Annotated in this window: 15 protein-coding genes; 11 read left to right on the top strand and 4 right to left on the bottom strand. The window is 69.7% G+C overall.

Annotated features, from left to right (window positions below):
• The first annotated feature begins 103 nt into the window (after positions 1-103).
• The 7 genes from ISP_RS44110 (at position 104) to mdlC (ending at position 5,983) form a co-directional block, all read left to right on the top strand.
• Positions 104-487, top strand: coding sequence for a hypothetical protein (locus tag ISP_RS44110; protein ID WP_230468626.1), 384 nt, complete (start codon positions 104-106; stop codon positions 485-487).
• A gap of 44 nt (positions 488-531) precedes the next feature.
• Positions 532-777, top strand: coding sequence for a hypothetical protein (locus tag ISP_RS44105; RefSeq protein WP_013230266.1), 246 nt, complete (start codon positions 532-534; stop codon positions 775-777).
• Between the two features lie 33 nt (positions 778-810).
• Positions 811-1,494, top strand: a complete 684-nt coding sequence (locus ISP_RS44100) for a hypothetical protein (protein ID WP_013230265.1) — start codon at positions 811-813, stop codon at positions 1,492-1,494.
• 167 nt (positions 1,495-1,661) lie between these two features.
• Positions 1,662-3,311, top strand: coding sequence for a S53 family peptidase (locus tag ISP_RS44095; protein WP_013230264.1), 1,650 nt, complete (start codon positions 1,662-1,664; stop codon positions 3,309-3,311).
• 81 nt (positions 3,312-3,392) lie between these two features.
• A complete protein-coding gene (locus ISP_RS44090) occupies positions 3,393-4,229 on the top strand; it encodes a helix-turn-helix domain-containing protein (RefSeq protein ID WP_071831667.1) in 837 nt (278 codons plus the stop codon).
• Positions 4,226-4,387, top strand: a complete 162-nt coding sequence (locus ISP_RS44085) for a DUF397 domain-containing protein (protein WP_014467793.1) — start codon at positions 4,226-4,228, stop codon at positions 4,385-4,387. Before ISP_RS44090 ends, ISP_RS44085 begins: the two co-directional genes overlap by 4 nt.
• A gap of 9 nt (positions 4,388-4,396) precedes the next feature.
• Positions 4,397-5,983, top strand: a complete 1,587-nt coding sequence (mdlC, locus tag ISP_RS44080) for a benzoylformate decarboxylase (protein WP_013230262.1) — start codon at positions 4,397-4,399, stop codon at positions 5,981-5,983.
• 61 nt (positions 5,984-6,044) lie between these two features.
• Here the strand turns inward: mdlC and ISP_RS44075 are convergent, their stop codons facing one another.
• The 4 genes from ISP_RS44075 to ISP_RS44060 are packed head-to-tail and all read right to left on the bottom strand — an operon-like array spanning position 6,045 to position 9,531.
• Entirely contained in the window at positions 6,045-6,905 is an 861-nt protein-coding gene (locus tag ISP_RS44075) for an ABC transporter ATP-binding protein (protein WP_013230261.1), read from the bottom strand.
• A gap of 19 nt (positions 6,906-6,924) precedes the next feature.
• Positions 6,925-7,758, bottom strand: coding sequence for an ABC transporter permease (locus ISP_RS44070; RefSeq protein ID WP_013230260.1), 834 nt, complete (start codon positions 7,756-7,758; stop codon positions 6,925-6,927).
• Positions 7,755-8,525: an ABC transporter permease gene (locus ISP_RS44065; RefSeq protein WP_013230259.1), complete on the bottom strand. Its 771-nt coding sequence runs from the start codon at positions 8,523-8,525 to the stop codon at positions 7,755-7,757. Before ISP_RS44065 ends, ISP_RS44070 begins: the two co-directional genes overlap by 4 nt.
• A 1-nt stretch (position 8,526) precedes the next feature.
• The gene (locus ISP_RS44060) at positions 8,527-9,531 is read right to left on the bottom strand and encodes an ABC transporter substrate-binding protein (RefSeq protein ID WP_014467792.1); all 1,005 of its coding nucleotides are present in this window, start codon (positions 9,529-9,531) and stop codon (positions 8,527-8,529) included.
• A gap of 724 nt (positions 9,532-10,255) precedes the next feature.
• Between ISP_RS44060 and ISP_RS44055 the strand changes: the two genes are divergently transcribed.
• The 4 genes from ISP_RS44055 to ISP_RS44040 are packed head-to-tail and all read left to right on the top strand — an operon-like array spanning position 10,256 to position 15,272.
• Complete coding sequence (locus ISP_RS44055; protein ID WP_013230257.1) at positions 10,256-13,396, top strand: sensor histidine kinase; 3,141 nt, start codon at positions 10,256-10,258, stop codon at positions 13,394-13,396.
• Between the two features lie 20 nt (positions 13,397-13,416).
• A complete protein-coding gene (locus tag ISP_RS44050) occupies positions 13,417-13,878 on the top strand; it encodes a roadblock/LC7 domain-containing protein (RefSeq protein WP_013230256.1) in 462 nt (153 codons plus the stop codon).
• A gap of 25 nt (positions 13,879-13,903) precedes the next feature.
• On the top strand, positions 13,904-14,683 hold the full coding sequence (locus ISP_RS44045) for a DUF742 domain-containing protein (RefSeq protein ID WP_013230255.1): 780 nt from the start codon (positions 13,904-13,906) through the stop codon (positions 14,681-14,683).
• Positions 14,664-15,272, top strand: a complete 609-nt coding sequence (locus ISP_RS44040; RefSeq protein ID WP_013230254.1) for a GTP-binding protein — start codon at positions 14,664-14,666, stop codon at positions 15,270-15,272. Before ISP_RS44045 ends, ISP_RS44040 begins: the two co-directional genes overlap by 20 nt.
• The last annotated feature ends 80 nt before the right edge of the window (positions 15,273-15,352 follow it).

Raw genomic sequence — 15,352 nt, 5'->3', positions numbered from 1 at the left:
CCTGCTGGTTATCGTTGGCGAAGTCGGGCGCTGTCGGCGGACGACCACTGTCGAGCCCCGGCTAATTCGGCACCCCGGCCCCCGGTGTCATCAATCGTCTGGAATGTACAGGAGGCAGCGCTGTGAGCGCGCGTATCCGGTTCGCAATCCGTTCGATGACCAGCCAGCAGGAAACCAGGATGTCGACCGTCAGGTGGATTTCCGCCACCTGGGGCCGGGTGATTCCCCGCGGATATCGCCCGAGTGCTTCCGCGGCAAGCCGGAAGGCCGAATCGTGACCGGCGCGATACCGCGTCAACGCGGAACCGAAACCGCCGAAGACGATTTCGCGAAACTGGGGCTCGGCGGCTCCCTCGCCCTGACCGGGCTGCTGGCCGTCGTCAAGATCGCGGAAACCGCCACGGGTGTGGTGCTGACCGCCACCGGGGTGCTGCCCGGTGCCAGTCCCTCGAAGGAGCGGGCTCCGGCCTGGCCCGGCGGGGAATGAGCGGAGCTGCCCGATCGGCAGCTCTCTACGGACGGAGGGCTGCCATGACCGGCAGTGACGGGCGGGACGCCTTCAGCGGCGCACGCGTGGGTCTCGCCGACGTGCAACGGCTCGAGGACACCGTCGCGCGGCTTCGGGCGCAGGACTACCGCTACGGGGGTGGTGCCTGTGGCGAAGCCGTGGCGGAGGTGCTGCCCCACGCCGTCGGGCTGCTGGGTGGCACGGTGCGCGGGACGGTCCGGCCGCGGCTGTGCACCGCCGTCGCCGACCTGTACAACCTCGCCGGCTGAACCAGTTTCGACGCCGACCGGCCCGAGGCCGCGATGGAGGCGTTCGCGCAGGCGATGGACCTGGCCGTCGAAGCGGGCAACCACGATCTCCAGGCCAACATCCGGTACCGCGCCGGGCGGCTGCTGCTGCACTACGACTCGGTCGATCCGGCGCTGGCGGAGTTCGCACGGGGCCGCGAGGCGGCGTTGCGCGCGCACTCGCGGCTGGCCCAGGCGATCCTGTCGGCCAACCAGGCGTGGGCGCACGCCAAGAAGGCCGACGTCGTCGCCGCGCTGGCGTGCCTTTACCGGGCCCGCACGGAGTTCGCCGACGCCGCCGGCGTGGAACCGTCGCCGTGGGCAGCCTTCTTCGGGTCCACCGACCTGGCGGCGATGGTCGGCACGGTGCACGGGGAACTCGCCCAGGTCGTCGACGTCCGGCACGGCCCCGAGGGCATTCCCGCGCTCGTCGACGCGATCGCCGGCTACGGCCCGGAGATGGCTCGCAGCCGGTCCCTGACGGTGATCTGGCTGGCCACCGTGCACGCGCTGGACGGTGATCTCGACGTCGCCGCCGAGGCCGGCCGGGAGGCGATCGAGCTGGCCGGCGTCCTGCGCTCGCCCCGGACCCGGCAGCGGCTGCGGACGTTGTCGGCCGCGGCCCGCCGCCACCGGCGCGACGGGCGCGCCCGGGAGATCATCGAACGCATCGAAATGGTCGGACATTCCGGACAATAATCGGTTTGCCATGGGAAGGTAAACCTCTCGGAAAATGAAAATGGGATCCGCTGAAGACCGGCCAAAAGTAGGTTCCTCGGCGTGATCACGTCTTCTTATGCTGCTCGGCAACCTGCGGCGAGCATTCCGCGCAGGCCCGGTCCCCACCGCCGAGAGGAAATTCCCCCATGCGCTTGCGCAAGCTCGTCGCGGCCGCTGTGCCGCTGCCGGCGTTGCTCGGCCTCGCTGTGGCCATCCCGGCCGCCGCCGCGCCGGAACCCCTGGTCACGCTGGCCGACAACGCCGCGCCACTGATCAACAGCGCCCGCACCGGCGACGTCGCGGCCGACCGGCCGATCACCGCCGCGCTCTCGCTGAAACTGCACAACCAGCAGGCGCTCGAAAAGTTCCTCGCCGACGTGCAAAATCCCGCTTCGCCGCAATACCACCGGTTTCTGACCCCGGCGCAGTTCAATGCCAGGTTCGGCCCGACCCAGGCCGACGTTGACAAGGCCGTCTCATTTCTCGGGAAAGCGGGGCTGTCCGGGATCGAGGTTTCCGGCAACCGGCAGGCGATCACGTTCACCGGCTCGGCGGCGCAGCTGGAGTCGGCGTTCCGGACCGGGCTCGGGACCTACCACGACCAGGCTTCCGGGCGGGACTTCTTCGCCAACGACGCCGTCCCGGCCGTGCCGGCGAGCGTCTCGGACGTCGTGGGCGGGGTCATCGGCCTCGACGACCACGCGGTGCGGACGCATGCGTCGAAGCCGCTGGCGCAGCCCAACGTCGTCAAGTCCGTCACCCCGCCGGTGCTCAAGACCGCTTACGGCACCAGCGGCCTGTCGGCGACCGGCCGCGGTGTGAACGTCGGGTTCGTCGAGTTCGACGGCTACCAGAAGTCCAACATCACCAAGTACGACAGCACGTACGGCCTTTCCGCGGGCACGGTGACGACGGTCGGCATCAGCGGCGCGAACTACGACTCGTCGCCGGGTGACGGCCAGATCGAGGTCGAGCTCGACATCGAGGTCGTGCACGCGCTGGCCGCGGCGGCCAACGACTACGTCTACGAGGCACCGAACTCGGGCGCGGGCGAACTCGCGATGTACCAGAAGATCGCGTCCGACGCGAAGGTCAACGTCGTCTCGATCTCCTGGGGCGCCTGCGAATCCGCCGAAGGTTCGAGCGCGGCGAAGGGCGTCAGCAGCGCGATCGCGACCGGCACGGCGGAGGGTATTTCCTACTTCGCGGCGGCGGGCGACGACGGCACGACCGACTGCTACCGTCAGACCGGTTCGACGGCGAAGGGCGTCGACTTCCCGGCGTCGAGCCCGAACGTCTCGGGCGTCGGCGGCACGAAGCTGAGCGTGACGTCCTCCAACGGCTACACCAGCGAAGTGACCTGGAACGACGGCAACAGCGGCGGCTCGACCGGCGGCGGCATCTCGACGGTGTTCACGGCGCCGTCGTGGCAGTCCTCCCAGAGCACGACGTACCGCAAGGTGCCGGACGTGTCGGCGGACGCCTCCCCGACCTCGGGTTACTACATCTACAGCGCGGGCAGCTGGGGAACGGTCGGCGGCACGTCGGGCGCGGCCCCGCTGTGGGCGGCCTTCGCGGCGCTGCAGAACCAGGTGCACGGCGGTGGCCTGGGCAACCTGAACCCGACGTTCTACTCGATCGGCAACGGGTCGTCGTACGGCACCGGTTTCCACGACGTGACGTCGGGCAACAACACCCTCCACGGCACGACGGGTTTCACTGCGGGGACGGGATACGACCAGGTGACGGGCTGGGGTTCCTTCAAGGGCACCGGGCTGTCCGGCCTGATCGGCTGAGTGTGTGACGCCGGGGCTGTCGCGAGTTTGCGACAGCCCCGGTTTCCCGGTTTTGTCGGTGCCCGGTGACAGAATGCGCACATGGCAGCACTGGTAGCGACACCGAGGTCCCGTGCGCTGGGTTTCGGTGTCCGCGCAGCGAGGAAAGCGCGGAACCTGAGCCTGCGCCAGCTGGGCCGGATGATCGGCGTGAGCGCGCAGGAGCTTTCCCATTGGGAGGCCGGGACGCGAGTACCGAAGATCGAGCAGGTCGGTCTGCTGCTGGGGGCGCTCAGGGTCGAACCGGTCGAGCGGAAGCGTTTGCTCGCCCTCGCGGAGAACGCCCGGGAGCCGAACTGGGTCGAGCCCGGCACGGCACCCGAACTGGCGACGTATCTCGAGTACGAGCGGACCGCCGCGACGGTGATCAACTGGGAGCCGCTGCTGGTGCCGGGCATCCTGCAGACCATCGACTACGCCCGCGCGGTGTCGGATCCCAGCTTGCGGTCCGCGGAGGAGATCGAGCGCCGGGTGCAGATCAGGCTGCGCCGCAAGCAGCTTCTCCAGGGCGCCGAACCCTTGGAGTTGGTCGCTTTCGTCGGCGAAGCCGCCTTGCGCAGCGGCTGCTGCTCCGCCGCGGCGATGGCCGGGCAACTCACCTTCCTCTCGTCCATGTCCGCGCAGAGGAATGTCAGCGTTCGGATTGTGCCCATCGTGGCCGGGTTCCATCCCGGGCTGTACGGCCCGTTCGCGATCCTGGACTTCTGGAACCTGCCGTCCATCGTCCATTTGGAGGGCTATCGCGGCAGTGCCTACCTTTATGATGATCGTGAGGTGGCCGACTACCGCATCGCCGCTCGGAGGATGCGGGAACTGGCACTGGGTGAGCAGGAATCGCGGGCGTTCATCCAGGGGGTGATCGCTGAACTGGAGGCATGATGTGGCGTAAATCGAGCTACAGCGGGGCTCAGACCAACTGCGTCGAGGTGCAGCTCGGGCCGGTGTCACAGATCCGGGACACCAAGGACCGTTCGGGTGGCACGCTCACCGTCGGTTCGGCCGCTTGGGGGGCTTTTCTTCGCAAGGCTAAGCGTTAACCTGTTCGCATGATCAAGCGCACGGTGCTGGACGCCACCCGCGAACTCCTCCGCGAACTCGGCCTCACCACGGTGTTCGGCAACCCCGGCACCACCGAGGTGCCGTTCCTCACCGACTGGCCCGACGACTTCGACTACGTCCTGGGCCTGCAGGAATCCGCCGTCGTCGCGATGGCCGATGCCTACGCGCAGGCCACCCGGCAGGCGGTGCTCGTCAACCTGCACTCCGCCGGCGGGGTGGGGCACGGGCTCGGCAGCCTCTTCAACGCCTACCGCAACCGGACGCCGATGATCGTCGTCGCCGGGCAGCAGATCCGGTCGCTCACTCCGCACGAGCCTTTCCTCGGGGCCATGGAAGCACCCGAGTTCCCGAAGCCGTACGTGAAGTGGTCGATCGAGCCCGCCTCGGCCGAGGACGTCCCGGCCGCGCTGGCGCGGGCCTACCACGTCGCCACGCAGGCGCCGTCCGGTCCGGTTTTCGTGTCCGTTCCCGCCGACGACTGGGCCGTCACCACCGAACGCCCGATCGTCTCGCGCCCCCGGATCCGCGGCTTCGCGCCCGATCCCGAGGCCGTCGACGAGCTCAACACGGCCCTGGAAGCCGCCGAACGGCCGGCGATCGTCGTCGGGGGAGCCGTCGACCAGGACGGGGCCGTCGTCGAGACCGTCGCGCTCGCCGAACGGCTCAACGCCGCCGTGTGGGTCGCGCCGATGTCCTACCGCTGCTCGTTCCCCGAGGACCACCCGCTGTTCCAAGGGTTCCTCGACCCCGAACGCGGTGCGATCGCCGACACGCTCGCGCCGTACGACCTCGTCGTCGTGCTCGGGGCGCCCGCCTTCACCTACCACGTCGACCGTGGGCGCGGGGAAGCTCCGCTGCCGCCGCTGTTCATCGTCAGCGACGACGAGCAGGTCCTCGCGCGCGCCTTCGAAGGCACCGGCGTCCGCGCCACGCCGAAGCTGGGAATCCGCGCGCTGCTCAACGTCGTCGACCGCAGCACGCGGCCCGCGCCGGCCCCGCGGCAGCGTCCCGCGAAACCGGCCGGCGACGCGCTGACCGGCGAACTCGTCTACTCGACGCTCGCGGACCTGTTGCCGGACAACGCTCTGGTCGTCGAAGAGGCGCCCAGCCACCGTGGGATCCTGCACGACCACCTGCCGATCACGGCCACCGACACCGGCTTCCTGACGATGGCCAGCGGCACGCTCGGCTACGGCGTCCCCGGCGTGGTCGGCGCGGCGCTCGCCCGCCCGGACCGCTCGGTCGTCGGCGTGATCGGCGACGGTTCGAGCATGTACGGCATCCAGGCCCTCTGGACGGCGGCGCGCGAAGAACTGCCCGTGACGTTCGTGATCCTGGACAACTCCGAGTACGCGGCGGTCCGCATCCTCGGCGACGCGATCGGCGGCGCGAAGCTGCCGGGCACCGAACTGGGCGGCATCGGGTTCGCGGCGCTGGCGGAGAGCATGGGCTGCCACGGCGTGACGATCACCGAGCCGGCCGAGCTGGTCCCCGGCCTCACGGCGGCGCTGGCCGACCCGCGCCCGACGCTGGTCCACGTCCGGGTGGCCGCGTCGTCGAAGTCGCTTTACTGAGCACCGAACAAACCGCCGCTGGTGGTCCACAGTGGATGTCCACTGTGGACCACCAGGCGGATCAGCTGCGGGTCTTGCTCTCCCGGACGTCCGAAGTCCGCTCGGCCAGCTCCCACTCCGCGGCGTCGGACGCGGCCGTGGCGGCTTCCGCCGGCGTGCCGCCGTTCAGCAGCCGCGCCACTTCGCCGCGCAGGGCCACGAACTCCGCCGACTCGCGCGTGGTGATCTGGTTCCGCGAAGCGGGCAGGCCCACCGGCAGGTCCGCCACGATCGACGCCGGTGACTTCGACAGCACCAGCACGCGGTCGGACAGGTACACGCTCTCGTCGATGTCGTGGGTGACGACCAGGACCGTGCTGCCCTGCTCGCGCTGCACGCGCCGGGTCAGGTCTTCGAGCTCGAAGCGCGTCTGGGCGTCGACCGAGGCGAACGGCTCGTCCATCAGCAGCAGCGCCGGGCGGCTGGCCAGCGCGCGGGCGATCGACACCCGCTGCTGCATGCCGCCGGAGAGCTGCCACGGGTACTTGCCACCGACGTCCGACAAGCCCACGTGGGACAGCGCTTCGGCCGCCCGTTCCCGGCGTTCCGCGCGGGAGATCGGCCGCCACCGCAACGGGAACTCGACGTTCTTCTGCACCGAAAGCCAGGGGAACAGCGAACGGCTGTAGTCCTGGAACACCACGGCCAGGTCGTCCGGGACTCCGGAGACGCGGTCGCCGTGCAGGCTGACCGTGCCGTCGGTCGGCGGGGTCAGCCCGGCGATACAGCGCAGCAGCGTCGACTTCCCGCAGCCCGACGGGCCGACGATGCTGGCCAGCTGCCCGGCTTCGACGGTGAACGAAAGGTTGTTCACCGCGGTGTGCGCTCCTGTGCCACTGCCGTAGGTGTGACTGAGGCCGGAAACTTCGAGCATGGTGGACATGGGAGAGGCCTTTCCAGCGTCAGTCGCGGCCGAGACGGGCCGGCTGCCAGGCCAGCACCCGCCGTTCCGCGGCCAGGAAGATCGTGTTGAAGACGTAGCCGAGGATGCCCAGCAGCACCAGCCACGACCACATGGTCGGGAAGTCGAAGTCCTGCTGGGCGTTCAGCAGCGACCGGCCGATGCCGTTGTAGGCGCCGACGAGCTCGGAGACGACCATCAGCAGCAGCGAGATCGACAGGCTCACCCGCAGCCCGGCGAAGATCTTCGGGGCCGCCGCGGGCAGGACGACCATGCCGAGCCAGTACGCCTTGGGCGTGCGGAACGACCGCGCCGTCTCCACCTTCACCTGGTCGACCGAGCGGACGCCGTCGACGGTGTTGAGCAGCACCGGCCACACCGCGCCGAAGATGATCGACCCGATCTGCATGCCCGAGCTCAGCCCGAACAGCACCCCGAACACCGGGATCAGGGTGGGCGGCGGGATCGAGCGGAAGAACGCGAACAGCGGGCCGACGTAGTCCATCGCCGTCGCCGACCGGCCGAGCAGCACGCCGATGACGATGCCGACGACCGCGGCCAGCGCCCAGCCGCCGAGCGTCCGGCCGAGGCTGGGGAACACGTTGTCGAACACGGCGTCGGTGAGGAACAGGTGCGACGCCGGCCCGGTGAACCACAGCTTGGCGGCGGTGCCCGCGATCTCCGACGGCGGCGGGAAGAATATGCTGCCGCCGGCCCGGGCGGCGAATTCCCACACGACCACCAGGAGTGCGAACAGCAGCCAGTTGCGCACGACCGTGGCGGCCCCGCGCGCGGCGCGCCGGCCCACCCGGCCCGAAAGGGTCACCGCCGTCACGCGATCGCCTCCCGATCCACCGTGCTCCACCGGAACAGCCGCTTGCCGAGCTGTTCGAGCCCCTCGTTGATCAGGTAGCCCAGCGCCCCGGCGACCACCGTGCCGGCCAGGACCAGGTCGAACCGGGCCGAACCGGTGCTGGCGACGATGATGAAGCTGCCGAGACCGAGCTGGGAACCGGCCAGGAACTCGACGCTGACGACGGCGATCAGCGAGATCGTCGCCGACAGCCGGACGCCGGTGAAGACGAACGGCGCGGTCTGCGGCAGCGCGACCGACGTCAGGATGCGGAACCGGCTGGTCCCGCACGCGCGGGCGGTCTCCATCAGCACCGGATCGATTTCGCCCATGCCGTAGATCGTGTTGAACATGATCGGCCACAGCGAGGCGTAGACGGCGAGGGTGATCTTCGCCTCAGGACCGGAGCCGATCACCAGCAGCACCAGGGGAACCAGCGCGGTGATCGGGATCGGCCGGAGGAACTCCACGATCGCGGCGGTGGCCGTGCGCAACGCCGGGACGCTGCCCAGCAGCAGCCCGGCGGGGACGCCGACCGCGATCGCGACGGCGATGGCGATCAGCCAGGCCAGCATGGTCGCGACGATGTCCCGGATGAAGTCGGGGTCGCCCAGCAGGTCCCCGACGGTGCCCAGCACGACGCTGGGCGGCGGGGTGAACGTCCGATCGACCAAGCCGACCTGGACGAGGACCTCCCAGAGCAAGAGGAAACCGACCAGGCCGGCCAGGCCGCGAAGCAGTTTCTTCACGTCAGCTGGTCGCCTGCGGGGCGATCATCGGCGCGGCGTCGACCTTGCTGGTGATGACCCCCATCTGCAGCAGCAGGTCGGGCACCCGCTGCAGGCGCCGGGCGTCCAGGACGGAGCCGTAGCCGGGCAGGGTGAGCAGCTTGGCCGTGTCCTCGTCGATCTTCGCGTACTTGACCAGCAGCGGTTCGACCTTCGAGCGGTCGTTGATCGCGTCGCTGGTGGCCTTCTTCATCGCCCGCTGGAAGGCCGCGAGGGTCTTCGGGTTGCCCTGCACCCACTTCGTCATCGAGCCGTAGCCGGTCAGCGGGAAGTCCTGGCTGGCGCCGGTGTTGATGTCGATGACCGGCGTCGCGCCGACGGTCTTCGCCGCCTGCGTGAGCATCGGCTCCGGCATGTAGGCCGCGTCCACCTCGTTGTTCTTCAGCGCCGCCGCCATGTTCGGCAGCGTGACCAGGGTCCACTGGACCCCGGTGAAGTCGACGCCGTGGTCCTTCATGACGGACTTGGTGAGGATGTCGGACGCGGTGTTCTTGGCCGTGATCGCGATCCGGCGGCCCTTGAGGTCGTTGACCGTCTTCACCGGCGAGTTCGGCACCGTGACGATGGCGTTGCTCTTCGCGTTCACCGACGTGCCGTCGGCGACCAGCTGGATGTCCGTGTCCTTGCTCTTGGCGATGAAGAACGGCGTGTACGTCGAGAGGGCGATGTCGACCTCGCCGGCGATCGCCTTCTGCATCGACTCCTGGCCGCTCTTGGCGACGACCTGCTCGACCTCGAGGCCCTCGGACTTGAAGTAGCCGCCGTCCATGGCCAGCCAGAAGGGACCGAGGTCCGTGGTCGGCATGATCGAGACCTTGATCTTCGACTTCTCCAGGCCGCCCCCGTTCGACGAGGCGTTCGAGCTGTCCGAGCCGAGCGCACTGCAGCCGGTGAGGGCCGTGGCGGCTGCGACGGTGAGGGCGAGCCCGAGCGCGGCGCGGCGAGTGCGAACCCGGCCACTGCTCATGGCGTTTCCAAGCAAGGCCTGCTCCTTGAAGAAAGTGACGGTTCGGGAACCGATTCCGGTGGAAGTGCGTGACTCATTCTCGGAAGTCACGCGGGCCACTGTAGAGAACGTGACAGCTCGCTCACAATGGGTGGAATCACTACCTGACCGAGTGGCGCACGTCACTCTTTCGGCCTCTGGTCTAGACCCGCTGCTCCACTCGCCGTAGCTGTTCACCCAGCGTAGGGTGAGGTTCTTGAATTCGCGACGGCTGCTGTGCGTCGACTGAGCGAACGCTGTGCAAGATTGAGCGGGTCCTGTCGGGAGGGTTACATCTTCCCCGGCCGTTCGCTACCCTCTGCACCTGCGGGGAGGTATCAACCTCCGATGTAGTGAGAGAGAGTGCCTGGATGGCCGATCAAGAAGTCCCACTTCGGTCTACCAGCACACACTGTGCTTTTCCTGAGAGAATCTTCCCCGCAAAGACCACTGCCTGGCCGGGCACAACCGCCGCGCCGGTGGGTTAGGCCGACCAACAGACCGATGCAGGACCAGCGCAGGGACCCGACCGTGATGCTCGAGCTGAACCGATTCCGTCCGGCTGGACGGGGTTCAGGAACCCCCAGTTGCGACACTGGAGACGATCTTTTCACCCGTACGGGTAGCGTCTTGCGCTGGGCTCCTTCCGATGGGCCGGAGCGCCGGAACCCCGGGAGCGTGCAGACGAGTGGCTGAGGAGAACGCGATGCGCCCTGGCGGGCGCTGGACCGACCAGGGTTTCCCGAGCACGAACGATGATGGTGGAGCGGCGGTGCCGAACGAAGACGCCGCGGGGGTGGGAGGGGCCCCCGCGCAGTCGCCCGGAGCGGATCCGGGCCGGAAGGCCGGGCTGTTCTCCGGCATGCGTGACTGGCGGCTGCGGTCCAAGCTGGCCGCGGTCCTGATCATCCCGACCCTGACCGCGCTCGCACTGGGTGCGGTGCGCGTGATCGACGACGCCCGCCAGGCGGCCGAGTTCCAGCGCACCGCCGACCAGGTGGCGTTCGCCGTCAAGGTCACCACAGTGGTGCACGAGCTGCAGAACGAGCGCTCGCTGTCCGTCGCGCGGATCTCCTCGCAGAACCAGCTGCTGCAGACCGGGCTCGACTCGCAGATCGCCAAGGTGGACCGCGAGGTCCAGGACCTGCGCGGTGCGGCGTTCACCCTCAACTACGACGACCAGGCGACCAAGGACCGCTACACCCGCGGTCTGCAGCGCCTCGACGCCCTGCGCCCGCTGCGGGCGGCGTTCAACACGTCCAACAGCCTGCCCGACATCACGGTGCTCACCGCCTACTCGGGCGTCATCGACTCGCTCATCGAGCTCGGCCGCGAGGTGACCACCGCGGTCACCGACCGGGACGTGCTGCGCCTGGGCACGAGCACGCAGGCGATCAGCGAGGCCAAGGAGTTCACCACCCGCTCCGACGCCGAGCTGCAGATCGCCGCGTTCCGCGGCAACTTCCCCGGCGACCTGCTGGACCAGACGCGCGCGTCGGCGTCCAGCGCGGACGCCTCCGTCGCGTCCTTCCTCGCGAACGCCGACGACGACCAGCGCCAGCTCTACAACGACACGTACTCCGGCCCGGAGGTCGACGACCGGCGGCGGATCCAGACCTCGGCGTTCTCCTTCGCCCAGCTGGGCGATCCGCCGAACATCGACACCACCGCGCTCAGCAAGGACAGCACCGTGTCGGCCGACAAGCTGCACGCGGTCGAGTCGAACCTGCTGGCCCAGCTGAAGACCCGTGCCGACGACCTCGCCACGCAGGCGGTCAACTCGGCGTGGATCGGCGGTGCCGTGGTGCTCGCCGCGCTGATGCTCGCGGTCGCGCTGATGCTCCTCGTCGCCCGCCTGATGCTGCGCCCGCTGCGGGTGCTGCGGAAGAGCGCGCTGGACATCGCCTACACCCGGCTGCCCGAGACCGTGCAGGGAATCCTCGACGACCCGGACCCCGTCGGCGCCTCGAAGCGAGCCGTCCAGCCGGTGCCCGTCAACACCCGCGACGAGATCGGCGAGGTCGCGCGGTCGTTCGACATCGTCCACGAACAGGCCGTCAAGATGGCCGCCGAGCAGGCCCTCCTGCGCGAGAACGTCAACGGCATCTTCGTGAACCTCTCCCGCCGGTCGCAGCGGCTGGTGGAACGGCAGCTCGGCGTCATCGACCGGCTCGAGGCCGACGAGCAGGACCCGGACCACTTGGCCAGCCTGTTCGAGCTCGACCACCTCGCGACGCGGCTGCGGCGCAACGGTGAGTCCCTGCTGGTGCTCTCCGGCGCCGGCCTGGCCAAGTCGGTGCCCAAGCCGGTGCCCGCCGCCGACGTCATCGGCGCCGCGGTGTCGGAGATCGAGCAGTACGCCCGGATCGAGGTCGGCATCGTGCCCGACGTCGCGGTCCAAGGCCTGGCGATCCACGACCTCGTGCACGTGCTCGCCGAGCTGCTCGACAACGCGACCTACTTCTCCGAGCCGGAGACGAAGGTCATCGTGCGGGCCGTGGTGACCCGGCGCAAGGCGCTGGCCATCCAGGTCACCGACCACGGTGTCGGCATGAGCGAGGAGCGGCTGGCCGAGGTCAACGCGCGCCTGGCCGACCCGCCGGACCTGGACGTGTCGGTGACCCGGCGCATGGGTCTGTACGTGGTTTCGCGGCTGGCCAAGCGCCACGGCATCGAGGTCCGGCTGCGCGAGAACGAGGACATCGAGGGTGGCGTGATCGCCCGGGTCGTCGTCCCGGCCGAGCTGCTGACCCAGCTCCGCCCGGGCATGCAGCGGCAGACGCCGCCGCCGGCGAACCGGTCCGAGACGTCGATGTCGATGCCGAGCATCCCGATCCCGGCCGCGCGTTCGGACTTCGACCAGACGCAGTCGTTCGCGCAGACGCCACCGCCGCCTTCGGCACCGCCACCCCCGGTGCACGAACCGGTGCCGAACCAGGGCGGCCTCGTGCCGCTCGACCAGCCGATCAGCCTGGACGACCTGGTCAGCGGCGGCCGCGCGGCGGGCCCGTTCCTGTCGCCGGAGCTGCCGAAGCCCGAGACGCCGGCCTGGCCGACCGCCGAGGACCTGGCGCCGCTGGCGCCTTCCTCGAACGGCGACGGGGCCAGCTCGCGGGCCGCCGACACGCAGTTCGCGCCGCTGGTGCTGCCCAAGCGCGAGCCGAAGTTCGTGCCGCCGGAGGAGCCGCCGGCCCCGCCGCCGCCCGTGAACGAGGTCGGTTCGTCGGCGCTCGAAGACGATGTACCCACCCGGCGGTTGCCGATCTACCAGTCGGTGCTGTCACGCTGGTTCAGTGAAGGTGACGACGCGGCAGCCGACCCGGTGCCGCCGCAGAGCGACGGCGAAGACCCCAACCTGCCGCCGCTCACCGGTACCGACATCGACGAGCAGCCGGCCCCGCCGCCGCCCGCGCCGGCCGAGCCGTCCCGCGACGAGCTCCAGCCGACCGCGGCGACCCGGCACCCGCTCCTCCCGGCCGACGACGGCTGGCACAGTGCCTCCGACGACGGCTGGCAAGCGGCGCAGTCGCTGCTGGAGTCCAAGAACGAGGAGATCACCCCGGCCGGGCTGCCCAAGCGCGTCCCGAACGCCTACCTGGTGCCGGGGTCGATCAGCAGTCCTTCGGCCGACGCGCCGCCGCAGAACAGCTTCGCGGACAACACCGCGGGGATGCCCGGAACGGGTGCGATCACCCGCTCGGCGTCCGCGGCGCGGAGCCGGATGGCAAGCTTCCAACGGGGCTACACCTCGGGACGGCACGCCTTGAAGGAACTCCCGGCCGAAGAACAGCTGCAAGGCAGCAGGGTTCCGGGGCGTGGCAACACCACAGACAGCAGTGAGGAGTGAAAGTGACACGGGCGGGTGCAATGCAGCCGGGTGGCTCCGCGCAGCCGAACGGCCAAGCGCATGCCAAGGCGAACAATGCCGGCAGCTTCGCTTGGCTGATCACGGATTTCGTGCACCGGGTGCCCGGCGCGGCCCACGCGGTCGTGGTGTCGGCCGACGGCCTGCTCCTGGCGGCCTCGCGAGGTCTGCCGAAGGACCGGGCGGACCAGCTGGCCGCGGTGGCGTCGGGGCTGACCAGCCTCGCGCGCGGTGCGGCCAAGGTGTTCGAGGGCGGCACGGTGGCGCAGACCGTGGTCGAGATGGCCAACGGGTTCCTCTTCCTCATGTCGGTTTCCGACGGTTCGTGTCTGGCGGTGCTGGGTTCGCCGGAGAGTGACATCGGCTTGGTCGTCTACGAGATGACCCTGCTGGTGGAGCGGGTCGGCCAGCAGCTGACTCCGGAGATGCGGGCGCAACTGCAGGGTTCGGCTGTCCGCCGCTGAGGACCTGGGAACCGAGGAGAGAGCCGTGGACGACGGGCGCTTGAGGGGTGAAGGGCGGCTCGGTGACGACTTCTCCGGCGGGTGGTCCGATCAATCGGACGACGGCCGGGAGGACTGGCAGTCGTTCCGGGACCGCGTCGACCGCGAGTGGCGCGCGCGGCGGGTGCAGGCCTCCGACAGCGACCCCGTGCGAGAGCCGCCGAACTGGCTGACCGACAGCAACGCCGGTCAGGAGCCGCTCCGGCCGATCGCCGGGGGCACCGAGTACCGCGACCGCCTCCTCGGCGGTCCGGGCGCGGAGCTGTTCGGCGGTTCGAGCGGGCCGCTGTACGACGCGCACGAGTTCGCCGCGTACAGCGCCGAGCGGGACTTCTCGTCGGGACCGGACTCCGGGGAGCTTGCCGCGGCCCTGCCGCGGCAAGCCCACCAGGAGTACGTCGACGAGCCGCCGCAGACGGAGATGGAGACGTCGGGCCTGGTCCGGCCGTACTTCCGGACCCGGGGCCGGACGAAGGCGACGCTCGACCTGGCCATCGAGGCGTTGATCTCGACCAGCGAACAGGGCCGGATGCTCGACCGGGTCCGGGTGCCCGAGCACCGGTCGATCTGTGACCTGTGCCTCGACACCAGGTCGGTGGCCGAGGTGGCGGCGCTGCTGCGCCTGCCGCTCGGCGTGGTGCGGGTGTTGATTGGTGACGTGGCGGGCCTCGGGCTGGTGCTGGTGCACTCCAGCAGCCCGACCGTGGGCGACCGCCCGAGTATCGAGTTCATGGAAAGGGTGCTCAGTGGGCTTCGGAGAATTTGACTCCGACGCGAACGCGCCGCAGGTGACGGGTCCGACCTCGTCGGCCAAGATCGTGGTCGCCGGCGGGTTCGGTTCGGGGAAGACGACCATGGTCGGGGCGATCTCGGAGATCGACCCGTTGACCACCGAGGCCATGATGACCGAGGCCAGCGTCGGGCACGACGACACCACGGCCACGCCGAACAAGACGACCACCACCGTGGCGATGGACTTCGGGCGCATCTCGCTGGACTCGGACCTGGTGCTGTACGTGTTCGGTACCCCGGGTCAGCACCGGTTCTGGTTCATGTGGGACGACCTCGCGGTCGGGGCCATCGGCGCGGTCGTGCTGGTCGACACGCGGCGGCTGGCCGACGCGTTCCCGTCGATCGACTTCTTCGAGAACCGGAAGCTGCCCTACGTCGTGGCCATCAACTGCTTCGACCGGCTGCTGCACCACCAGATCGAGGACGTCCGGCACGCGCTCACCATCGCGCCGTCGGTCCCGATCATGGCGTGCGACGCGCGGGAGCGCGAGTCCGCGAAGCAGGTGCTGATCTCGGTCGTCCAGCACGCGATCGCGCACGATTCGGCGCTGCGCGCGGGATAGCCCATGACGCCCCGATCCGGATGCGGCCGTTGGAGTGAACTCCGCGTGCTTCACCCACTTCGGGGAGTGCTGTCACCGTC

Source organism: Amycolatopsis mediterranei (assembly GCF_026017845.1).
Lineage (GTDB): Bacteria > Actinomycetota > Actinomycetes > Mycobacteriales > Pseudonocardiaceae > Amycolatopsis > Amycolatopsis mediterranei.
This window is presented reverse-complemented; position numbering and strand designations above follow the sequence as displayed.